This window comes from Breoghania sp. (genome assembly GCF_030066895.1).
GTDB lineage: Bacteria > Pseudomonadota > Alphaproteobacteria > Rhizobiales > Stappiaceae > Breoghania.
The window spans coordinates 1-20,569 of the sequence record NZ_JASJAV010000027.1; the positions used below are offsets into that span (position 1 = coordinate 1).

Annotated in this window: 22 protein-coding genes, 3 pseudogenes and 1 riboswitch; of the genes and pseudogenes, 8 read left to right on the forward strand and 17 right to left on the reverse strand. The window is 61.8% G+C overall.

All coding sequences use genetic code 11. The features are described 5' to 3' along the window. Window positions 1-62: 62 nt before the first annotated feature. Together QNJ43_RS21140 and QNJ43_RS21145 are read right to left on the reverse strand one after the other, a co-directional pair. The gene (locus QNJ43_RS21140; RefSeq protein WP_300472808.1) at window positions 63-872 is read right to left on the reverse strand and encodes a GntR family transcriptional regulator; all 810 of its coding nucleotides are present in this window, start codon (window positions 870-872) and stop codon (window positions 63-65) included. A gap of 38 nt (window positions 873-910) precedes the next feature. Next, window positions 911-2,202, reverse strand: a pseudogene (locus QNJ43_RS21145) (formimidoylglutamate deiminase). A 259-nt stretch (window positions 2,203-2,461) separates the two neighbouring features. Here QNJ43_RS21145 and QNJ43_RS21150 point away from each other — a divergent pair. The 8 genes and pseudogenes from QNJ43_RS21150 (at window position 2,462) to QNJ43_RS27595 (ending at window position 7,651) form a co-directional block, all read left to right on the forward strand. Continuing rightward, entirely contained in the window at window positions 2,462-3,205 is a 744-nt protein-coding gene (locus QNJ43_RS21150) for an amidohydrolase family protein (RefSeq protein WP_346433086.1), read from the forward strand. Window positions 3,206-3,317: 112 nt separating this feature from the next. Further along, entirely contained in the window at window positions 3,318-3,446 is a 129-nt protein-coding gene (locus QNJ43_RS21155; RefSeq protein ID WP_300472810.1) for a hypothetical protein, read from the forward strand. Further along, a pseudogene (hutU, locus tag QNJ43_RS21160) lies at window positions 3,443-5,119 on the forward strand (urocanate hydratase). Before QNJ43_RS21155 ends, hutU begins: the two are co-directional and overlap by 4 nt. A gap of 39 nt (window positions 5,120-5,158) precedes the next feature. Beyond that, on the forward strand, window positions 5,159-5,707 hold the full coding sequence (locus tag QNJ43_RS21165; protein WP_300472813.1) for a HutD family protein: 549 nt from the start codon (window positions 5,159-5,161) through the stop codon (window positions 5,705-5,707). Between the two features lie 58 nt (window positions 5,708-5,765). Beyond that, window positions 5,766-5,969: riboswitch (cobalamin riboswitch) on the forward strand. Window positions 5,970-6,162: 193 nt separating this feature from the next. Then, window positions 6,163-6,681: a TonB-dependent receptor plug domain-containing protein gene (locus QNJ43_RS21170; RefSeq protein ID WP_300472816.1), complete on the forward strand. Its 519-nt coding sequence runs from the start codon at window positions 6,163-6,165 to the stop codon at window positions 6,679-6,681. Between the two features lie 2 nt (window positions 6,682-6,683). Further along, on the forward strand, window positions 6,684-6,971 hold the full coding sequence (locus tag QNJ43_RS27585; protein WP_346433082.1) for a LacI family DNA-binding transcriptional regulator: 288 nt from the start codon (window positions 6,684-6,686) through the stop codon (window positions 6,969-6,971). Further along, entirely contained in the window at window positions 6,962-7,375 is a 414-nt protein-coding gene (locus QNJ43_RS27590) for a hypothetical protein (protein ID WP_346433083.1), read from the forward strand. The genes QNJ43_RS27585 and QNJ43_RS27590 overlap by 10 nt, the downstream gene beginning before the upstream one ends. Next, window positions 7,376-7,651: a hypothetical protein gene (locus QNJ43_RS27595; RefSeq protein ID WP_346433084.1), complete on the forward strand. Its 276-nt coding sequence runs from the start codon at window positions 7,376-7,378 to the stop codon at window positions 7,649-7,651. Window positions 7,652-7,908: 257 nt separating this feature from the next. Here QNJ43_RS27595 and QNJ43_RS21180 read toward each other — a convergent pair whose 3' ends face one another. The 15 genes and pseudogenes from QNJ43_RS21180 to QNJ43_RS21250 form a co-directional block, all read right to left on the reverse strand. Continuing rightward, window positions 7,909-8,274, reverse strand: a complete 366-nt coding sequence (locus QNJ43_RS21180) for an energy transducer TonB (RefSeq protein WP_300472818.1) — start codon at window positions 8,272-8,274, stop codon at window positions 7,909-7,911. Then, a pseudogene (locus tag QNJ43_RS21185) lies at window positions 8,271-8,501 on the reverse strand (hypothetical protein); the annotation flags it as partial. The gene QNJ43_RS21180 and the pseudogene QNJ43_RS21185, both read right to left, overlap by 4 nt. A gap of 205 nt (window positions 8,502-8,706) precedes the next feature. Further along, window positions 8,707-9,084, reverse strand: coding sequence for a MotA/TolQ/ExbB proton channel family protein (locus QNJ43_RS21190; RefSeq protein WP_346433085.1), 378 nt, complete (start codon window positions 9,082-9,084; stop codon window positions 8,707-8,709). Window positions 9,085-9,293: 209 nt separating this feature from the next. Then, the gene (locus tag QNJ43_RS21195; protein ID WP_300472824.1) at window positions 9,294-11,078 is read right to left on the reverse strand and encodes a CobW family GTP-binding protein; all 1,785 of its coding nucleotides are present in this window, start codon (window positions 11,076-11,078) and stop codon (window positions 9,294-9,296) included. A gap of 268 nt (window positions 11,079-11,346) precedes the next feature. Next, window positions 11,347-12,069: an MBL fold metallo-hydrolase gene (locus QNJ43_RS21200; RefSeq protein WP_300472827.1), complete on the reverse strand. Its 723-nt coding sequence runs from the start codon at window positions 12,067-12,069 to the stop codon at window positions 11,347-11,349. A gap of 63 nt (window positions 12,070-12,132) precedes the next feature. Beyond that, on the reverse strand, window positions 12,133-12,507 hold the full coding sequence (locus tag QNJ43_RS21205) for a twin-arginine translocation signal domain-containing protein (RefSeq protein WP_300472829.1): 375 nt from the start codon (window positions 12,505-12,507) through the stop codon (window positions 12,133-12,135). Window positions 12,508-12,737: 230 nt separating this feature from the next. Further along, window positions 12,738-12,998, reverse strand: coding sequence for a hypothetical protein (locus QNJ43_RS21210; protein ID WP_300472830.1), 261 nt, complete (start codon window positions 12,996-12,998; stop codon window positions 12,738-12,740). A gap of 51 nt (window positions 12,999-13,049) precedes the next feature. Then, a complete protein-coding gene (locus QNJ43_RS21215) occupies window positions 13,050-13,358 on the reverse strand; it encodes a hypothetical protein (RefSeq protein ID WP_300472833.1) in 309 nt (102 codons plus the stop codon). Between the two features lie 60 nt (window positions 13,359-13,418). After that, window positions 13,419-13,787, reverse strand: a complete 369-nt coding sequence (locus QNJ43_RS21220; protein WP_300472836.1) for a hypothetical protein — start codon at window positions 13,785-13,787, stop codon at window positions 13,419-13,421. 230 nt (window positions 13,788-14,017) lie between these two features. Further along, window positions 14,018-14,233 carry a hypothetical protein gene (locus QNJ43_RS21225; protein ID WP_300472838.1) on the reverse strand — a complete coding sequence of 72 codons (216 nt, stop codon included), beginning with the start codon at window positions 14,231-14,233 and terminating at the stop codon, window positions 14,018-14,020. Continuing rightward, window positions 14,230-14,391, reverse strand: a complete 162-nt coding sequence (locus QNJ43_RS21230; RefSeq protein WP_300472841.1) for a hypothetical protein — start codon at window positions 14,389-14,391, stop codon at window positions 14,230-14,232. The genes QNJ43_RS21225 and QNJ43_RS21230 overlap by 4 nt, the downstream gene beginning before the upstream one ends. Then, window positions 14,388-14,576 (reverse strand): hypothetical protein, encoded by a 189-nt coding sequence (locus QNJ43_RS21235; RefSeq protein WP_300472844.1) that lies wholly within the window; start codon window positions 14,574-14,576, stop codon window positions 14,388-14,390. Before QNJ43_RS21235 ends, QNJ43_RS21230 begins: the two co-directional genes overlap by 4 nt. A gap of 3 nt (window positions 14,577-14,579) precedes the next feature. Further along, window positions 14,580-14,915: a GntR family transcriptional regulator gene (locus QNJ43_RS21240; protein WP_300472846.1), complete on the reverse strand. Its 336-nt coding sequence runs from the start codon at window positions 14,913-14,915 to the stop codon at window positions 14,580-14,582. A gap of 403 nt (window positions 14,916-15,318) precedes the next feature. Next, window positions 15,319-16,530: a hypothetical protein gene (locus QNJ43_RS21245; RefSeq protein WP_300472848.1), complete on the reverse strand. Its 1,212-nt coding sequence runs from the start codon at window positions 16,528-16,530 to the stop codon at window positions 15,319-15,321. 237 nt (window positions 16,531-16,767) lie between these two features. Next, window positions 16,768-20,481: a vitamin B12-dependent ribonucleotide reductase gene (locus QNJ43_RS21250; protein ID WP_300472850.1), complete on the reverse strand. Its 3,714-nt coding sequence runs from the start codon at window positions 20,479-20,481 to the stop codon at window positions 16,768-16,770. Window positions 20,482-20,569: the final 88 nt, after the last annotated feature.

Sequence of the window (20,569 nt, forward strand, 5' to 3'; positions counted from 1 at the left end):
AGGGCGACCTTTTTCATGTGGGGGATGGCGAGGGGCCGGTGGCGGAACCGAGTCCACCGCTGTCATTCCCGTGAAGACGGGAATCCAGTAACCACAGGATCTGGTTGCTGAGCTGGATCGCACCGCCTCTGGAATGTTGGATCTTCGCCTTCGCGGGGATGACAATCGAGAGAACGGAGACTGCGAGCGAAGACCTCGAGCTGGGACGTGGAGGGGTATAGCCCCTTCCACCCAGCCTCAGTTGCCCGGCGCAAAGCGGGCGGAGAGGTGGTAAACGTCGCCGCGACAGGTCTGGTGCACGAAGGTGACGGTCTCACGCCGTTGCGCCATGTGCGGCGCTCCAGACACAGGCAGGCCATGGACCGCGGGATCTCGAGTTCGCGCGCGACCTGCCGGTTCGGCGTGATCGCCGAAATGTTGTGCTCGGCCTTCGGCACGGCGGCGATGTTGATGATACGGATCTCCGACACGAACGGGATCTCGTCGGCGAAATGGCGCGAGGTGACCTCGATGATCGGGAAACCCGTCTCAACCTGAAAGGCCTTGGCGTCGGCCGCGGTGGGGAGGCGCTCTTCGCGCGAGCGGCGCTCGTAGCGGTACTTCTTGCCCTGGCTCTTGATCTCTTCCGGCAGGTTGGGGATCGCCAGAATGGCGGATTCCATGGCGGGCTGAGCAACGAAGGTGCCCGCACGGCGACGGCGCTCCACCAGACCGGCCTGAACCAACGTCGAAATCGCGCGGTTCACGGTCATGCGGGCGCAGCCGTACTGCTCCATAAGTTCGTGCCCGTAGGGGATGCGGTGACCGGGAGGCCAGTCGCCGGAGAGGATATGCTCCTCCAGGTCGCTGCGGATCCGTTTGTGCAACGCCATGTCGCCCGAAGTGGAAGGTGTCTGGCCGTTTGAATAAGTCACTGAAGTATCCGTTTTATAAACTGTTTGTAGTGCGCTTCCGTAGCGTCGCGCAAATGATGGTGACCTTTTTCCACGAGCTTCACTCTGCGTCGCCAAACACAATTCACCATTGTTCGATTTGCGGGGAAGATCCACGCGTCAAACAATCCATCCTCGCGGTGCGCCGTCAAGCCGGGATGATTCGCATCAAGGGAAACCAGATCGACCGGGGCGCCAACCGCGATCCCTGAAACGGGAACGCCGAGCGCCTGTGCGCTGCCGTGATGGGCGTGTTCGAAGAGCGTGCGTTCGGTCGAGCCGCCTGGCGCCTGAGCCAGCACATTGCGCGCACGTTCGGACAGGTGTTGCGAATATTCGAGCTGGCGCAGCTCGCCGGAAACCGTCACCTCGGTATTGGAATCCGTGCCGACCGCGATCCGCCCGCCCGCCTGTAGGCGCGGGCGGGGAAGATGCCGTCGCGCTCGGCGTCGTTCACGTGGGTGGCATGGATGAGACACCAGCGCTCATCGACGGGCAGGGCGTGGAGAAACATCTCCACCGGCCGCCGGTTCGACCATTGAAGGCAGGCCTCGACCTCCCGCATCTGTTCCGCGATGTGGATATGGACGGGGCCGTCTTGCGCCAGCGGAAGGATTTACCGGATCTCTTCGACCGTTGCCGCGCGAAGGTTGTGCGGTGCGATGCCGACCCGTCCGTTGGGAAGGGGAACCGTGACCGCACGGGCGCGCTCCATGATGCGGGCATAGCTCTCCACATTGTTGAGAAAGCGCCGCTGGCCCTCCGACGGTGGCTCGGGGCCGAAATCGCCGTGGGCATAGAAGACGGGAAGCAGGGTGATGGTGATGTCGGATTGTTCGGCCCCCACCGCGATGCGGGCCGAGAGCTCGCCGATATCGTCGTAGGGCGTGCCGTCGGGGCCGTGATGGAGATAGTGGAATTCGCCGACCCGCGTGAACCCGACCTCCAGCATGTTTGTATAGAGATAGGCGGCGACGGTTTCCACGTCTTCCGGGGTCATCCGGTCAACGAAACGGTACATCATCGCCCGCCAGGTCCAGAAGCTGTCTGCGCCCGATCCGCGCGTTTCCGTCAGTCCCGCGATGGCGCGCTGAAAGGCGTGGCTGTGGACATTGGCAAGCCCGGGAATGGCGATCGCATGGCGCTCGGCACCGGCGGGGGCGCCGACGTCACTGAGAATGGCTTCGATACGGTCGCCTGAAATATCCACACGCACATTTTTTGCCCAGACACCGGGCAGAAACGCTTGCTCGAACCACAGGCTGTGCATGGAATCCTTCTCTTTCGAAAAAAAAAGCACGCTGGACAACCGGAACGGAAATATGCCTATACGTAGCGCATGCAAAACACCAATCCCATTTCCGATCCGTCTCCAACCGATCAGCCCGTGACCGGTACGTCTCGGCGGAGATGTTTCCGCTCCGCCGAGAGAGCGTGTATGGAAAAACGCCCGCATCGTCTATGCCGGAGTAGCTTGGGATGCGCCGGATTTCTCTGGCTTTCAGGCGGTCGATTGTGAGGACCGATGGATCACGCCCGGGCTGATCGACTGCCATACCCATCTCGTTCATGCGGGCAATCGGGCGAAGGAATTCGCCATGCGGCTGGACGGCGCGTCCTACGAGGAGATTACGCGGGCAGGCGGCGGCATTGCCTCCACGGTGCGCGACACGCGGGCGGTCGATGAGATCAAGATGCTGAAGGCCGCGCGCCGGATGGCGGATCTGCGTGAGCTCTCGGTTGCAACGAGTTTCCTGGGCGCCCACGCGGTACCGTTGGAATGTGCCGATAACCGCGAGGCCTATCTGCGGCTGCTGATCGAGGAGATCCTGCCCGAAGTGGCCGAGGCCGGGCTAGCGGATGCGGTCGATGCCTTTTTTGAGGAGATCGCCTTCTCGCCCGACGAGGTCGCCCCTCTTTTCGAGGCGGCACACGTGCTCGGTCTGCCGGTCAAGCTCCATGCCGATCAGCGCACCAACGGTCACGGCGGCGACCTTGCCGCCCGCTTCAAGGCGCTTTTGGCCGATCATGTGGAATATGCCGACGAGGCGGCGGTGCGCGCGATTGGGAAGGCGGGAACGGTGGCGGTTCGGCTGCCCGGCGCCTTCTACTTCCTGCGCGAGACGCAGAAGCCGCCGGTCGATCTCTTCTGCAAGCATGGTGTCGCCATGGCGCTGGCGACCGACTGCAATATCGGCACCAACAGCGGTGTGGCCTGTGCCCCTGAAATTGCCCAGGTGACAGAAAAAAAATTCGCAAATTCATATGGTTAAACCCATGTCCTGAACGGACGCTTTTGCGGCGGGCTGGACTACGTGCCATTACGGCCATCCTGAGGACAATGTTCACGCGATCGAGCTCGAACTGGCCCAGTCGACGCACCTGGTGAGCGAAACGACTCCCTTCGAATACGACGCGGAAAAGGCGGCGAGCCTTCGCGCCCATCTGAGAAAAGCCCTTCAGCGCATCGAGGCCTTCGCGCTTAAGGCTGCGGAAGCAGGAAAGACGAAATAAGCAATCCCCGTCACAACACCCGCGAAGTGCGTGCACCGTGCGGAACGGAGCTGAATGCGAAATCGTGGGCGACCGAAGCCCCCTTGCGTATGCTGATGAACAACCTCAATCCGGATGTCGCCGAACGTCCCAACGAACTCGTCGTCTACGGCGGGATCGGCCGTGCCGCGCGCACCTGGAACGACTTCGACAAGATCGTCGAGACGCTGAAGACGCTTGGCGAAGACAAGACCATGCCCGTGCAGTTGAGCAAGCCGGTCGGCGTCTTCCGCACCCACAAGGACGCGCCGCGCGTTCTCATCGCCAATTCCAATTTGGTGCCGCGCTGGGCCACCTGGGAGCACTTCAACGAGCTCGATCGCAAGGGCCTGATGATGTACGGTCAGATGACGGCGGGCTCGTGGATCTATATCGGCGCGCAGGGCATCGTGCAGGGCACCTACGAGACCTTCGCGGAGGCCGGGCGCAGCACTATAACGGCGACCTGAAGAGCCGCTGGATCCTGACCGACGGGCTCGGCGGCATGGGCGGCGCGCCGCCGCTTGCGGCCGTGGTGGCGGGTGCCTGCTGTCTTGCGGTGGAATGTGATGAGACCCGCGTCGATTTCCGCATACGCACCCGCTACGTCGACGAGAAGATCCACAGCCTTGAAGAAGCGCTCGCCATGATCGACCGCTGGACCAAGGCGGGCGCGGCCAAATCCGTCGCGCTGATCGGCAATGCGGCGGAAATCTTTCCTGAGCTTCACCGGCGCGGCGTTAAGCCGGACATTGTCACCGACCAGACCTCTTCGCACGACCCCGTCCACAGTTGTTATCTGCCGCTCGGCTGGTCGATCGCCGAATGGCGCGAGCGTCAGGAGACCGAGCCCGACGTAGTCAACAAGGAAGCCCGCGCCTCCATCCGCAAGCACGTGGAAGTGATGGTCGCCTTTGCCAAAGACGGCATTCCGACCGTCGATTACGGCAACAATATCCGCCAGATCGCCTTCGATGAAGGCTTGAAGGACGCGTTTATCTTCCCCGGTTTCTTGCCCACTTATATCCGTCCGCAGTTCTGCAAAGGCATTGACCCGTTCGGTTGGGCGGCGCTCTCCGGCGATCCGGAGGATATCTACCGCACCAACGAGAAGGTGAAGGAGCTTCTGCCCAACGACACGCACCTTCACAACGGGCTCGACATGGCGCGCGAGCGCATCGCCTTACAGGGACTGCCCTCGCGCATCTGCTGGGTGGGGGTGGGCGACCGGGCACCGGCTGGGGCTCGCCTTCAACGAACTGGTGGCCAAGGGCGAGGTCAAGGCGCCGATCGTGATCGGCTGCGACCACCTCGATTCCGGCTCCGTCGCATCTCCCAACCGCGAGATCGAATCCATGCGTGACGGGTCGGACGCGGTGTCGGACTGGCCGCTGCTCAACGCCATGCTGAACGTGACCTCGGGCGCGACCTGGGTATCGATCCATCACGGCGGCGGCGTCGGGATGGGCTTTTCCCAGCACGCAGGCATGGTGATCTGTTGCGACGGCAGCGAGGATGCTGCCCGCCGTCTGGAGCGCGTATTGTGGAACGATCCTGCGACCGGCGTCATGCGCCACGCCGATGCGGGCTACGAGAGCACCATCGAATGCGCCAAGGAGCATCAGCTCCGGCTGCCGGGCATTCTGGGAAACTGAGATACGACATCTGAAGGCGGCGGATCACCGCCGCATGCCGTGGAAGAACGGCAAGGGGGAGACGGTGGAAATCGCCGTCTTTCCCCAGGGGCCGGGCTCGATGAGTTCGGCTGGCGACTGTCCATGGCGACGGTGAGCGAACCGGGACCGTTCTCGGCCTTTCCCGGCATCGACCGCGTGCTCGGCATCGTCGAAGGTGAGGGGCTCAGGCTCTTCATCGAGGGAGAGATCCGGACTGTCACGAGCAAAAGCCCGGCGGTCGCCTTTCCCGGCGACGTGACGGTGGCCTCCGACCTTCTCGGCGGTCCGGTCGCCGATTTCAACCTGATGACCCGGCGCGGCCAGTATGTCGGACGGATAGACCGGGTGCGCGGAGACGAGCGCGCGGGTTTCCATACGCAGAGCCATGTCACGCTTCTGGTGGCCTTGTCGCAATGCGAGGTGTTGGGTGCGGGAAGCAGCGTTTCGCTTGGCCGTCTCAATGCAGTCGTGCTCGATGTCGGGGAAGGAGAGGTGATCGCGACCTCGCCTTCAGGGCTCGATCTCTTTGTGGTGGCGGTCTTTGACAAAGGGCAGGCGACGCACTGAGCGCCGCCTCGTCCACAGCATTGTCGTAAAGCGATTGACCGGCTTCCCTACGGTGAATACGCTTGGGGGCAGGTGCGGTCCCACATTGATGGCGGATGAAAAGGGGACGCGGTGCGATCGCTTGCGATCAAGTCCGCTGCTGCCCCCGCAACTGTAACCGGCGAGCTTCCTTCCATTCAGCCACTGACCGCAAGGGTCGGGAAGGCGGGAGGTGAGCGGCGACCCGGAAGTTAGGAGACCTGTCGTTTCCGGTCACCCTTGCCCGAATACGGGGTGTGTTCAGGTACGGTCGTCCGTAGCGGTGACATCCGAAAAATGTCGCCGCGTGTGGATCGACCGGGGTGTCCTTTGCTCCAGAGAATGCGCATTTCTTCCCCAAATCGAGATCTCCAGCGGTTCAACGAAACCAACCGGGACGTTCGGCAATCGTCCCGATATCGGCTTGGGGGGCAGGTATGTACAAACTCACTGCAATCGCAGGGGCTTTCGCTCTTGCGAGCACGTCTCTCGCAAACGCGGAGGACTACATCGAGGATGAGCCCGTCCAACTCGACACCATCCTCGTCACCGCAGGGCTGACGCCGATCGAAAAGGACAAGTCCGGCCACGCCTATACGGTCATAACCGGCAAGGAACTCGAAGAACACGACGTGCGCTACGTGGCCGATGCGTTGCGCATGGTGCCGGGCTTCGCGGTCTCGCGCACCGGTTCCTACGGCGGCCCGACCCAGATTCGCGTGCGCCGCACTGAGGCCAATCATCTGCTCGTCATGATCGACGAGGTCGAAGCCGGCGAGCTGTCGACCGGCGAGTACGATTTCAGCAACCTGATCGTCGACAACATCGATCGTATTGAGGTGCGCACTATGAGGATGTGCGGGCGGGCCGCCTACCACCAAAGGCGAAGGCGCTGGCGCTGGCTGTGGTCGAGGATCTGGTGCAGGGTTACATCTTTGCCAGCAAGGACTGAGTGACGTTGGGACGGTTGAACGGTGACGACGCGACTGCCGAGCGAGACGAAACCCTCGCCGAAATCCGGACGATGGAGGAATTCGCTGCCTTTGTCGGCCTGTCCCGACCAACCGTTTCAAAATTCTTCAACGATCCGGACACCGTGCGCGCCAAAACGCGCGCACGGATCGAGGCGGCGGTGGAGCAGTCCGGCTTCCGGCCGAACCTGCTCGCCTCGAACCTCAAGCGAAGCCGCACCCGCGTGCTGGGTGTCATCATTCCCAACAGACCGATCCCTTCTACATGGAGCTGACCCGCTGCATCGAGGCGATCGCCGAGGATGCCGAGTATTTCTCCTTTGTCCTGTCCTCCAACGGACAACTGGACATCGAAACCGAGGCGATCGGACGGCTTCAGTCGCTGAACGCGGCCGGCGCCATCATCGTGCCGATGGGCACGAAAGAGACGAATGCCGAACTGGTGCGGCTCGAGGCCCGTATCCCGCTCGTTTACGTCGATAGTCGTCCCGATCAAGATGCTCCCTTCGTGGGGACGGACAATGCCCAGAGCTTCAACCTGATCGTCGACTATCTGTGCCGTTCCGGCGAGCCTCCGATCTTTCTCGGAATGCCGGAGATCAACCGCAACGCCGGTGCGCGCCGCCGTGCCTACGCCGCCGGGATGCAGGCGGTGGGCGCCGATCCAGTCTTCCTCTAGATGCCCGAGGAGAAGACTTGGGATTTCGAAAAGGTCGGCCATGCGGTGATGGCGGACACGATCGCAGCCGGCAAGACACCACGCACAGTGCTGTGCGCCAATGACCGAATAGCCTTCGGGGCGCTTCTGGCGGCATGCGAGGCGGGCTTGCGCGTCGGCCACGTGTGGAGGGATCGGGATATCCGCATCGCGGGCCATGACGACCATCCGCGCGCGCTACACCTGCCCGCCGCTGACCACCGTCGCCCAGAACTACGAGGGCATCGCGCGTTTTGATGAAACCGGCGACGAGGAACCGTTGCGACGGCTCCTACGCGGCGATTTGATCCTGCGCGCCTCAGCGTGATCCGGGGCCTCGAGGCTGTCGGGTGGCCGATCATTCGAGACGGCGCTGCGCGCCTCCTCAGGATGACGTTATCGTGTGGTTATGACGATGAAATCATCAACACACACAACGTCATCCTGAGGAACCCGCGACAGCGGGCGTCTCGAAGGATGGGCCACGCATTCGACCCCCACACCTAAAGCCCGAACTAATATTTCACCCGAAGATTGAGTTCCAGCGGCCTGGTGCCGAGGATCGCCGGGCGGAGAACGGTGCCGCTTGCGGCCTCCACCGCATGAAGCGCGTCCCGGTCCAGCGCCGCAGTGCCCGAACTCTGCAGCAGGCGGACATTGCTGAACCCGCCGGTGCCGTCAATCGTCAGGCCAAAGTGTGCATTGCCGATGGCGGAGTCACCGACGGCGGTCATGCGCCGGGCGTGGATGGCGTCGGAGACGGCTTCGAGATAAGCCGCGAGCGCCTTGCGCCGACGGTTTGCCCGAGCCTCGCGGCTTTCCTGCGGCGGGCCTGCCTCTTCAAGCGTCAGCGGCGCGGCGATGCGTTCGCTGTCCGTCATGGCTGTGGATCCGGCAGCGTGGTCGCGGCATGGGCGGGGCGGGTTGCGATGACGAGGTGATCGCCGCTATTGTCGCGGATCGTGCCGATGGCGGTAAGGAACATGCTGACTGAAGCTTGTCCATCCGCCTTGAGGACGATCTGCATGCCGCCCGGCGTCTCCTTCGCGGCGCACACCTTGAAGCCGAGTTCGCGCAAGTCGACTGTTTCGTTGTCCACAAGGACCTGTCCGTCGGCATGTCGGCATTAAGAACGACTTCCAGCGAGCGGCCGGCGAAGGTGCACGACTGTTCGGATTTCGGCAGGTTTATCTCCACACCGTGCGTGGTGAAGGCGGCGGCAATGACGAAGAAGATCAGCAGGATGAAGACGACGTCGAGGATCGGCGTGACGTCGGGAAGACCGGCCTGCCGAACCGTGCGTTTCAGTTCGATCATGCCGATCTGTCCCGTGGCTGGGCATCGACCATCAGCACGCGATTGGCGAGCCGCGAGAGGACGAAGTTCACGTGTTTCTCCCGCCGCAGAAAGCCGCTCTGGGCGATCACTGCGGGAATGGCGATTAGCAGCCCGGCTGCCGTCGTCAGCAAGGCCTGCCAGATGCCGTCGGCAAGCATGGTCATGTCGATGGCGCCGTTCGCGGCGGAAAGCCGCGAGAAGGTTTGGATCATGCCGATCACCGTGCCGAGGAGACCGAGCAGCGGCGCCACCCGCGCCGCCATGTCGAGAAAAGCCGATCCGCCGGTCGAGCCCTCGAATGATCTCCTCGATTGCAATGGCCGCCAGCCCCTCGCGCGTTGCCTTAGCCCCATCGCCGAACAGGGGGCGCAGGCTCAATCTGAGGTCAAGCGCGGCTGCAAGCCTCTCGTCCGTGGCCTCGCCGCGACCGGCCGCGATGAGCCGCCCTTCAAGATCCGGATCGACCAGCGGCAGGGTGGTGAAGACCAGAAACCGGTCGAGAATGACCGCGACGACCAGAACGGAAATCGCGATCAGCGGCCACATGACAAAGCCGCCCTCTTCAATGAGTTGCATGGGGCCGCTTCTCTGTCAGTTGAGCCCAGTGGGCGCTTTGCTCCGGGCTGTCCACGCCCTTGCCGATGACGATCAGGAAGGGCGGCTCGGTGATTGCGCGCTCGGGCATGACGAATTCGGCGTGTCCCGGGACGAATTGCAGGATCCTGAGATCGGGATCGCCCTCAAGCCGCACGACGCCCTTGATGCGTTCCACCGATTTCGGGCAATCGACCAGAAGGCGGGTCAGCATGTCGCCGTCGACCTCTTCGGGCAGCGAGAGCTTCAGATATCCGAATCCCTCGCCGAGATGGGAGGGATGGTCGGGGTGGGCGGAATGATGATGGTGGTGATGGTCCTCCTCATGATGCACGCCGCAACGGCCGCAGCAGTGATCGTCATCATGGTGATGGTGCTCGCTGTGAGAATGACAGGCATGGCCGCCGCCGTGACCGCAGCAACAATGGTCCTCATTAGGCGCTGCTTCTTCCGGCTCGGCAAGAAGTCGTACGAACCCGGTCTCCAGTAGCGTGGGATTGACCCGGCCCTGGCTGGCCTCAATGACCTGGGCGCGTGGGTTCAGGCGCGCAATGTCATCATGGATTTCTGAAAGCGCCTCTTCGTCGGCCAGATCGCATTTGTTGAGGATCAGCGTGTCTGCGGCTTCGATCTGACTGGCGGCGATGTCGGAGGTGGAAAGCGTTTCGCGGAACCGGCTCGCATCGATGATGGTGACGACCGCATGGAGGCGAATGAGATCATCGAGTTCCTTCAGTTCCTCGACCATGTTGAGGGGATTGGCGAGCCCCGTTGTCTCCAGCACGATGATGTCCGGGCGAAAGCGCTCGCGAAGCGTGCGGATTGTGGGCTCGAGCGCGCCGGACAGCGTGCAGCACACGCAACCGGCATCGACAGCGATCACCGAGTCGTCGCCCTCCAGCAGCATCCCATCGACGCCCGTCTCCCCGAGCTCGTTCTGGATCACGGTGACGAGCTCGTTGTGCCCGGTGTGATATTCGATGAACTGGTTGAGGAAGGTCATCTTGCCCGAACCGAGGAAGCCCATCAGCAGGATCAATCCCGGCCGATCGTTCGGGTTTTCAGGCCGCTCTCGAACCGGCGCCGTGGAAATGGGATCGCGCCGGTAGATATCCAGATCCGTATCGTCGGAGCGTGCGACCGCATCATCCGGGATTAGGGCCGGCGAAAGGGCCGAGACCGCACCCCATATGAGGCAATCGGTATCGCATGAGGCCTCCGGGGACGGCACGGCCTTGAGCATGTCGTCGAGACCGAGCTGCAGGAAATTCGATGGGGCCTCAAAGCCTGCCGTGAGAGCGGGCGGAACCGCAGTCGCGATCCTCAGTCCCGCGGCAAGGGGCGCAAAGAGATCGCGCGCCATTGCGAAGGCGGGAAGATCCTCGTCCGGGCTGTCCGGCGTGATCAGCCAGCCGCCGTCGAGTGCGGGAATGCCTGCTTCGATCAGGACGCGGCGGCGACGTTCGCCGGTCAGGGCAAGCCCGATGTCTGCGCCGTCGGTCGCAACGACGACCCGCAACGTTGTGATGGTGAAGGCAGCATAGAGATCATCATGGGCGGGGAAGTCGCGCAACCGCGCCTGCATGTCGGCGCTGCCTGCCAGGATCGCGGAATGGAGCGCGAAGCTGTCCATCAACGGATCGTTGGTTGAGGGGAAATAGCAGATCGCATAGTCGACGATGCGCGGCGAACCTTCGGCATCGGTGATGTCGGGATCAGGCCGTAAACGTCCGGGTGCCTTTCCATGCGACATGTGAAGGCGCGCGGACCGCTGTCGCATTGGCAAAGGCCGAGCCAACCTTCGGCGCGTCGAAATCGTGCGTTCATGCAGGCTGTGGTCATCCAGGTCCACGGTAGGCCCGCGAGGGCGTCCGGCGTGGGGCCACGGGGGTCGGAGGGGCCGAAAAGGCGTGAGAAGGGCGACATGGCGGTCATGGCAAACGTCCGCAGGAGGGAACGGTTGGAGGGCCGCACCGCAAGGGCGCGACTCTGATCGGCAAAGGCAGACACCTGGAAGGTGTCTAGAAGGTTATGGTGTCGCCGTTGCCGAGATAGTCGGGCGAGGAGGTTCTGAAGCGGGCGGTGCCCTTGACCACGGGATAGCCCGCCTCGACGAACTTCTTCGCCGTCAGATGGCCGGTGCAATGGTTGCAGCCGACCTTCTCGAAGTTCCACTTGCCGAGCGAGAAGACGAGGTCGTCGTATTTCGGATCCCACTCCTCGAACGGCGAGATGTGCAGTCCACCATAGATGCCGTAGAAGCGGTCATTGTCGTATTTCAGCTTCTCGTAGGCGGTGCTGGTCATCTGCAGGATGCCCTGGTGATTGCATCTCGAGATCAGAACAAGGCCCTTGTCCTTCACATTTAAGGCCAGCGAGACCTCGCCGTAGACGCGGGTGATGATGGGGACGTTGAACTTGATCGCCATCATTCCGGGCCGGATCGGGGTCAGTTCCTTGTCGACGATCTTGAGATCGCCCTTGTAGCCGCTGTCCTTGATGTACTGCATTCTCTCCTTGTAGAAGCCGTCATGGGCATAGGTCGGAATGCGGTCGTTGTATTTAATCACCACCGGGAAGCCCCAGAAGTGGTCGAAATGCTCGTGCGTCAGGATTAGGGCTTCGATCTCGTTCGCGGCCAGCATCTGGTCGATGGCCTCGCGCTTGAAGCTCTGCTCCATCCAGTCGTAGAACCAGCCGGCATCCAGCAGATACTTGTGCTTGCTGCCGTCCAGATCCTCCACCTCGATGAGGCACGAATAGTCGCCCGGATTTTCCGGATGAAGCGACAGCTTCTGCTGGACGGCTCAGGCCTCTTCGAGATCGCCGGGGATCATCTTACGGATGGAGTTGATGCCATCCTCATAGGACCCCTGAGCGACGCCCTTGCCGTTGCCGAAGGGCGGCCAGTTGATCGAGTACTGGTCGACCAGAAGTCCGCCCGCGGCGTGGATGTCGCCCACCAGATGGGCGTTGTTGAACCATCTCGTTTCGGAAATCGACGTTACCTTGACACTCCGGCATGCGCTGAAATCCGCTTGCTTGCAGGCCACTTTGGGCATCCGGCTGTAGGCGGTGGGCGAATAGGAATAGACGCCCATGCTCAGCAGAGCACCGCCGATCGCACCGGTGGCGGCGCCCTTGACGAAATCGCGCCGGTTCGGAGTTTGTTGTTCGGTCATGATGTTGCTCCTCGCGTGCCCTATTTGACGATCGTCACGACCTGACCGATCCAGGGAAGGATGGTGATGACCGCGACATAGGCGGCGACGCCTGCGGCAGTGCCTGCGATGAGGCCCTTGCCGAAAGTCGGGGTCCAGCGGACGTCGCGAGCAACGACCTCGTTACGCGTTTCCTCAAGTTCCTCGGCGGTCTTGGGAGCGGCCTTCCAACCCGGCCAGCCGTCAATGAACTACATGTTGATCAGGAAGATATTGATCAGCCAGATGGTCGGGATCATCGGAAACTGCTGGGGATGGGAGAAGCACTTCTGGGTGCCCAGGAAGAGATGGGCCGTCTTGTAGTAGACGATGTAGACGGCGGCGCCAATCGCCAGGTTGATGACCGTGCGCAGGAACACGTTCACCGAGCGGCTGAACTTGGTCGGCCAGTTGTCGCAGTAGAACGCCAGGAACAGAACGCCCACGAGCCAGAAGATCGCGGTATCGCCCACATGGAGCCAGCGCCAGTCGGGAGCTATTTCACGCCGCGTGCCGCGGATCGTCTAGCCCCAGATCAGGTCCTGCGCATAGCAGATGAAGAAGCACATGCACAGCGCGACGAGGATGATGCCGAAGAAGGACGTCGTGCGATGCAGCGCGTCGTTCTGGATCAGGTTGAAGGGATAACGCTGCCAGATACTCTCGTAGACCCAGACCACCACGGTGCAGCACATGATCCAGGCGATGTGGAAGTTGCCCGAAACGGTGTTGGCGAAGTTCTCCCAATAGGGCGGGGTGATCGCGGTGTATTGCTGCCAGGGATAGAACAGGATCGCCATGTGCGAATGCATGGTCACCAGGTAGACGATCATCGACAGGAAGAAGGTGACGATCGCGATGGTGATGCCGCGTGTCGGCTGCGACAGGTTCTGCTAGGGAGCGTTTTCACATGCGACGACCCAGCTTGGCGACAGCCACGAGGCGATCGCGGCAAACATCATGATCGCCTCCGACGAATACTCAATCGAGTAGAAGTCGGTGAGCCCCATTGCCATCAGGCTTTCGGAATTGAAGTAGGCGATGCCCAGATTGCCGAGGATCTCGATAAAGAACCCCTTGATGAGCAGCACCATGGCCGCGACGCTGACCAGCGTTAGCACGGCGCCTTTGACAACCGGATGGGCCTTGTTGAGCCAGGAGCGCCGGAAGGGCCAGAAGTCGAAGATGTAGGCCAGCCAGATGAACAGGATCAGCAGCCAGCGGCAGACTATGTAGCCCACATACGGAGTGTACATCCGCATGATGCCGCGGGGGTCTTGGAAGATCCATCAGGTTGTATAGAAAAACTCTAATAAAATCAATATTTTGATAAAGTTTGACACGGAGCCTAACCAGCGTTTGACGAGCTTGCGGCTCTCAAGGTAGCTTACCGCGTGGTTGTCCACTTTCATGGATCAACCCTCCTTTGTTGTGGATGGTCTGATGCGGGGAGACGACTTGCCGGTCCGGTCCCCGCACCTTTCTTTTCCTTTCAGATTTTCAGCCTGTCAGAGTCCGGGACGCTTCCTTTTTCGTGGTTGAACAACTCGTACAGCCGCTCAGGGTCGATCGTGGCCGAATCCATTCCCGCAGCCATCGCCGCGCGAAACAGGCGGTCGCGACTTTCTCGTTCATCCTGGGTTCTTGCGACGGACGGCACGCCGCTATCGGCGGTATGGCATCCGAAGAGGAATTCGTGTCGGTTCATTGGCTCTTGCTCCGGACATTCGGCGATGCCTTGGGGGAAAAGCCGAGCAGATCGGCAAACGCTTCCAGATAGTTCGTGGCCAGCACGCGGGCGCGCTCGCAATCGTGGCTCTGAACGGCCTGCAGGAGCCCGACATGGATCGGGAAGAAGGCGGTCAATACAGGGCTTGGTCCAGCCTGCCGAGCGTCGTGCGCAGCCGGTCGTTGCAGTCGACCTCGCGCAGCAGGAGCGTCACGTACGGATTACTGGCCAGTTCGACGAGGATGTTGATGAAGAAGGGGAAGATCTGGGCGGCCAGCGCTCGGTCGCGGTGAACGAGGGCGCGTCCAAGTCGGGCGGCCAAGTTCTACAGGGCTTGTGCCTTCTCCGGCGTACAGCGTTCCGCGGCACAGGTCGCCAATTGCGGGACGATGAAGCCGAGCGCTTCAAGCGCGTGGTTCGGCGAGTCGTTCTTGCGCAAGGATTCCCAGGTGACGGCCGAGGCTGTCCGGAGATAGCAGCCGTTGCGTCCCCGGATCTCGATATGACCTGCAGCAGCAAGGAAAATGAGTATCTCGCGAACCGTATTGCGGCGAACGGAAAGTCGTTCGGCGAGACTGCGTTCGCTTGGCAGTCTGTCGCCTTCCTTCAGGTGCAGGGTGTCGATTACCGTCAGCAGACTGTCGAGACACGGATGCGCCATTCTTATTGCCCTTCTGGTCCAACCAAAATCCCGATGATTGGGACAGTACGGGGCTTGTTGATTAACGGCTAGACCACCGATTGCGCATGCCGCAACGTTGAATTGCCAACTGGTCGGGCCAATTCAAACGTAAAACTCAACTTTGGCTGTAAATTTCCTGTAAGTAATTGATAATTATCGGATAATCTGAGAGCAGGTCGGGAGGGGCTTGTTGGACCAGATTGTCGCATCGCCTCTATCGCGTGTGCGGTACACCTTTGCAGGCTGTCATCTGGCAAAGGAGCCGGATCCAGGCCCCGACGCGCGCGCAGCGAGGAAAGCCAATCAGTGTGGAGTCTTCTGCTTTGCAAGGTCGCCGACAATGCGCGACAGGTGGGGCCAGATGCTTTCGGCAAGCCCCAGATTAGGGCACGACGTCATCGGGCGCGAAGGCGCTCGGCGCCGTCGAGCAGAGGATCACCACATCGCGCAGAACCTGCTTGTAGAAGAAGGGAACCGCGAAATAGGAGCGGATACCGCGCGGAATGAACAGCGCCCAGTCGATCGGCTTGATGTTTTTCGAGGTGTCGGAGACGATCAGGTGATCGAGATTGTAGAGAACGATGTTCTCGGCGATCGACCCGGCATAGGAGTGCGTGTGGTTCTCGTGCAGGTCGTTGAAAGGCTCGCCGACGCCGGTCACCACCACCTGGCCGCGCGATATGAAGATCTGTGACATCAGGGCCGCATCGACCCGGCCGGGTTCCGGCTGGTAGTCGACAATGACGTTCAGCAGATCGTCGAGGCTCGTTGCCGCGGCGAGGCGGCGCTCGCAATCCTTCGGGAGGGCAGGGCGGCGGAACATGTCTTCGGGCGGCGCATGCACCCGGGGCGTTAGCGAGAACCACAACAGATGCCGTCCGTCCCGGTCATAGGCACGCACCCGGGCCGTGCAGGCCAGTGTGTCGCCGGTTGCGGTACGGATCTCGAGCAGCCCGTTCCAGCTCAGGTCGAACAACAGCTGCTCGTAGATATCGCGCAGATACGCTTCCGCATTGTCGCCGAGAAGATCGTCCAGCAGGATCTGCCGGCTTCTGAGATCGATGCCGAAGCGCCTGCGGGTGGCGCCGTTGGTCGCCACCACCTCGCCGGTACCGACATGCACCATGAAAACGGGATTGGAGAACAGTTCGAGATGTTCCGCCAGTCCCGCATGCGAACCGCGCCTGAGAATGGCATTCGCAAGCGATGTGCAGTCGGCAAGCAATCCGACATAGCAAAAGCTGCGTTCCGGATCCGGTGAGCCGAGAATGTAGAGCCAGCGCATGACCCCGTCGCGCCCGCGGGCACGCAACACTTCCGAAACGGGCTGGTTCTGGTGCAACCGCTTCTGAAAGCGCTCAAACACGGAGTGGTCGTCGGCCGCGAGCATCTTCTCGGCAACGGTGGGATCCTGAAGAAGCTGGCCGACGTCGTCATCCAGTCCCCAAATGACGTGATTGTTGAGGAAATCTATCTTGTTCTCGACGAGATCGGCACGCCAGATCACCGCCGGCAAGGGCGTGTCGCCTTCCGAGGAAAAGCTCTGGAGCAGGAAGTCGAAAGTGGAGTCGTTGATATGCGAAGGCTTGTCCATGTCGAGTCCACCTGAGTCAGGCACTATTCCAATTTTGGATTGGGGACCCTATCTGTCAACAAACCATACGCACTGGTCCAACCAGATGGGAGCGGCAGCACGACGCGCGGCCGTCGCCAAATAAGAAAAACCCGCCGATCGTATCCGACCGGCGAGTTTGTTTTCTTTGTAGCGTCGTAGTCAGGTCTCAGGGCTTTCCTTGAGAGCCGAGACGGCGACAATCAGTGCCGGGCGTCCTCAGCTGCAACCGCTGGTGCTGCCGCAGGTGTCGCACTTCAGGCAGGTGCCATTGCGCACCATCGTGAAGTTGCCGCACTCCGAGCAGGCTTCGCCTTCGTAGCCCTTCATGCGGGCCTGGGCGACCTGACTGGCCACGGACTTGTGAGCCGCGCGGACCGCGTTCTGCGGAGCGCTCTTGGCTTCCGTCTCGCCGGTCGGGGCCGCCTGGGGCGCCTCTTCCGTATCGACGTCGCGCTTGAAGGCGGTCGCCGCGCCGCTGCGGGTAATCGAGGTGACCGGGGTCGTGGCCTTCGGCGTCGCCTGCTTGGCGGCGCCTGCCGGCTCGCCCGACCCGCCGATCAGACGGAAGCGGTCGGTGTGGCCGCGAACGAGACCCTTGGAGACAATCATCTCGCCGCGTCCTTCGCTCTCGCCGTCGCCCATCACCGTGTTGCCGATGGTGTCCGGGTTGACGTGGGCAAGATCGCTGCGGACGAGATAGGAGACCGCCAGCTCGCGGAAGACGTAGTCGAGGATCGAGGTCGCGTTCTTGATCGCCTCGTTGCCCTGCACCATGCCTGCCGGCTCGAAGCGCGTGAAGGTGAAGGCCTCCACGTATTCTTCCAGTGGCACGCCGTACTGCAGGCCGAGAGAGATCGCGATGGCGAAGTTGTTCATCATCGCACGGAAGGCGGCGCCTTCCTTGTGCATGTCGATGAAGATCTCGCCGAGACGGCCGTCATCGTATTCGCCGGTGCGCAGATACACCTTGTGTCCGCCGACGACGGCCTTCTGGGTGTAGCCCTTGCGCCGGCTGGGCAGCTTCTCGCGTTCACGCTCGCGCTCGTAGACGATGCGCTCCACGATCTTCTCCGCAACTTTCGCCGCCTGAGCGGAGACGGGCAGGGTCGCCAGTTCTTCGACCGCATCCTCTTCATCGTCGTCATCGGCGATGAGCGAGGCGTTGAGCGGCTGCGAGAGCTTGGAGCCGTCGCGGTAAAGCGCGTTGGCCTTCAGCGCCAAACGCCAGGACAGCATGTAGGCCTGCTTGCAGTCCTCCACCGTCGCGTCGTTCGGCATGTTGATCGTCTTGGAGATCGCGCCGGAGATGAACGGCTGGGCCGCCGCCATCATGCGGATGTGGCTTTCCACCGACAGATAGCGCTTGCCGATCTTGCCGCACGGGTTGGCGCAGTCGAAGACGGTGAGGTGCTCTTCCTTCAGGTGTGGGGCACCTTCCAGCGTCATCGCTCCGCAAACGTGGATGTTCGCGGCCTCGATCTCCTTCTTGGTGAACCCGAGATGGGTGAGGAGGTCGAACTCGTCATCCTCGAGCTTTTCCTGCGGAACCTCGAGCTTCGCCATCTGCTCGTCGCCGATGGTCCACCGGTTGAAGACGAACTTGATGTCGAAAGCCTGCTTCAGCGCGCCGTGGATCGTCTCGATCGTGGCATCGGAGAAGCCCTTGGCCTTCAGCGTCGCCGTGTTGATCGCAGGCGCCTGATCGATGGAGCCGTGACCGACCGCGTAAGTCTCGATCTCAGCGATTTCGGCTTCCGAATAGCCAAGCGTGCGCAGGGCGGAGGGAACCGCGTTGTTGATGATCTTGAAGTAGCCGCCGCCGGCCAGCTTCTTGAACTTCACCAGCGCGAAATCGGGCTCGATGCCGGTCGTGTCGCAATCCATGACGAGGCCGATCGTGCCGGTCGGCGCGACCACGGTGACCTGTGCGTTGCGGTAGCCGTTCGCCTCGCCGAGCTCAAGCGCCCGATCCCAGGCGACCTTCGCACGCTCGATAAGGGTCGCATCCGGGCATTCGGCATGGTTGAGCGGCACCGGGTTGACCGACAGACCCTCGTAGCCACCGGCCTCGCCGTAGGCAGCGCGACGGTGGTTGCGGATGACGCGCAGCATGTTCTCGCGGTTCGGCGCAAACTGCGGGAAGGGGCCGAGCTTCTTCGCCATTTCGGCCGATGTCGCGTAGCACACACCGGTCATGATCGCGGTCAGCGCACCGCAAAGCGCGCGGCCTTCCTCACTGTCGTAGGGAATGCTCTTGGTCATCAGCAGGCCGCCGATATTGGCGAAGCCGAGACCAAGCGTGCGGTAGTCGTAGGACAGCTTGGCGATCTGCTTGGACGGGAACTGCGCCATCATGACGGAGATTTCCAGCACGACGGTCCAAAGCCGGACCGCATGCTCGTAATTCTCCGTCTCGATCTGCTGCGTGTCCTTGTTCATGAACTGCAGCAGATTGAGCGAGGCCAGGTTACATGCCGTGTCGTCTAGGAACATGTATTCCGAGCACGGGTTGGACGCGTTGATGCGACCGCCGGCCGGGCACGTGTGCCAGTCGTTCATGGTCGTGTTGAAGTGCAGGCCGGGATCGGCCGACGCCCAGGCGGCGTATCCGATCTGGTTCCACAGCTCGCGGGCCTTCAGCGTCTTGTGCACCTTGCCATCGATACGGCGGACCAGGTTCCAATCGCCGTCGGCTTCGACCGCGCGAAGGAATTCCTCGCGGATGGACACGGAGTTGTTGGAGTTCTGGCCCGAAACGGTGAGATAGGCTTCAGAATCCCAATCCGTGTCGTAGATCTTGAACTCGATGTCGTGATAGCCTTGGTGCGCGAACTGGATGACGCGCTTGATATAGTTCTCAGGCACCTGCTCCTTCTTGGCCGCACGGACCTCGCGCTTCAGCGCCGGGTTCTTGTGTGGGTCGAAGCAGTCGCCGTCCGGGCCCTGGCAGTTCACGCAGGCCTTCATGATCAGCTTGAGGTGCTTGGCGACCGTCTTGGAGCCGGTCACGAGCGCCACGACCTTCTCTTCCTCGTGCACCTTCCAGTTGATGTAGTTCTCGATATCGGGATGGTCGATATCGACCACGACCATCTTGGCCGCGCGACGCGTGGTGCCACCGGATTTGATGGCGCCGGCCGCCCGGTCGCCGATCTTAAGGAAGGACATCAGGCCCGACGACTTGCCGCCGCCCGAAAGCCGCTCGCCTTCGCCGCGAAGCCGCGAGAAGTTGGAGCCGGTGCCCGAACCGTACTTGAACAGCCGCGCCTCGCGCACCCACAGATCCATGATGCCGTTGTCGTTGACGAGATCGTCATCGACGGACTGGATGAAGCAAGCATGGGGCTGCGGATGCTCGTAGGCCGACTTGGACTTGGTCAGCTTGCCGGTCTCCGGATCGACGTAGTAGTGGCCCTGGCCGGGACCGTCGATGCCGTAGGCCCAGAACAGGCCGGTGTTGAACCACTGCGGGGAGTTTGGTGCGACCTTTTGGGTCGCGAGCATGAAGCGCAGTTCGTCGTAGAACGCCTGGGCGTCGGTCTCGCCCTTGAAATAGCCGCCCTTCCAACCCCAGTAGGTCCAGGTGCCGGCCAGACGGTCGAAGACCTGGCGCGCGTCCATCTCGGACCCGTAGCGCTCGTCCTCGGGCAGCTCCTTCAACACAGCCTCATCGGCAACGGAGCGCCACAGCCAGGAAGGAACCGAATTCTCTTCAACCCGCTTCAGACGGGCCGGGACGCCCGCCTTGCGGAAATACTTCTGTGCCAGGATGTCACTCGCAACCTGGGAGAACTGCGCCGGAACGGCGATGTCTTCCAGGTGAAATACGATCGAGCCGTCCGGATTCCGGATTTCGCTCGTGGTGGTGCGAAACTCGATTGTCGCGTAGGGCGACTGCCCCTCGCTCGCGTATCGCCGTTCGATGCGCATTCTTTGACCCCCTCGTCGACATCCAAGGCCGACAAAAGTAATACCCCGCCGCATCCCGGGTTCTCATAGACACCTGGCCTGTTCGTGA

Coding starts and splice junctions, on each gene's coding strand:
- QNJ43_RS21140 (WP_300472808.1), bottom strand. CDS start 872: ATGGCGTTGCACAAACGGATCCGCAGCGACCTGGAGGAGCATATCCTC.
- QNJ43_RS21170 (WP_300472816.1), top strand. CDS start 6,163: ATGTACAAACTCACTGCAATCGCAGGGGCTTTCGCTCTTGCGAGCACG.
- QNJ43_RS27590 (WP_346433083.1), top strand. CDS start 6,962: ATGGAGCTGACCCGCTGCATCGAGGCGATCGCCGAGGATGCCGAGTAT.
- QNJ43_RS27595 (WP_346433084.1), top strand. CDS start 7,376: ATGCCCGAGGAGAAGACTTGGGATTTCGAAAAGGTCGGCCATGCGGTG.
- QNJ43_RS21180 (WP_300472818.1), bottom strand. CDS start 8,274: ATGACGGACAGCGAACGCATCGCCGCGCCGCTGACGCTTGAAGAGGCA.
- QNJ43_RS21190 (WP_346433085.1), bottom strand. CDS start 9,084: ATGGGGCTAAGGCAACGCGCGAGGGGCTGGCGGCCATTGCAATCGAGG.
- QNJ43_RS21195 (WP_300472824.1), bottom strand. CDS start 11,078: ATGTCGCATGGAAAGGCACCCGGACGTTTACGGCCTGATCCCGACATC.
- QNJ43_RS21205 (WP_300472829.1), bottom strand. CDS start 12,507: ATGACCGAACAACAAACTCCGAACCGGCGCGATTTCGTCAAGGGCGCC.
- QNJ43_RS21215 (WP_300472833.1), bottom strand. CDS start 13,358: ATGATCGTCTACCTGGTGACCATGCATTCGCACATGGCGATCCTGTTC.
- QNJ43_RS21220 (WP_300472836.1), bottom strand. CDS start 13,787: ATGCGGATGTACACTCCGTATGTGGGCTACATAGTCTGCCGCTGGCTG.
- QNJ43_RS21225 (WP_300472838.1), bottom strand. CDS start 14,233: ATGAACCGACACGAATTCCTCTTCGGATGCCATACCGCCGATAGCGGC.
- QNJ43_RS21240 (WP_300472846.1), bottom strand. CDS start 14,915: ATGGCGCATCCGTGTCTCGACAGTCTGCTGACGGTAATCGACACCCTG.
- QNJ43_RS21245 (WP_300472848.1), bottom strand. CDS start 16,530: ATGGACAAGCCTTCGCATATCAACGACTCCACTTTCGACTTCCTGCTC.
- QNJ43_RS21250 (WP_300472850.1), bottom strand. CDS start 20,481: ATGCGCATCGAACGGCGATACGCGAGCGAGGGGCAGTCGCCCTACGCG.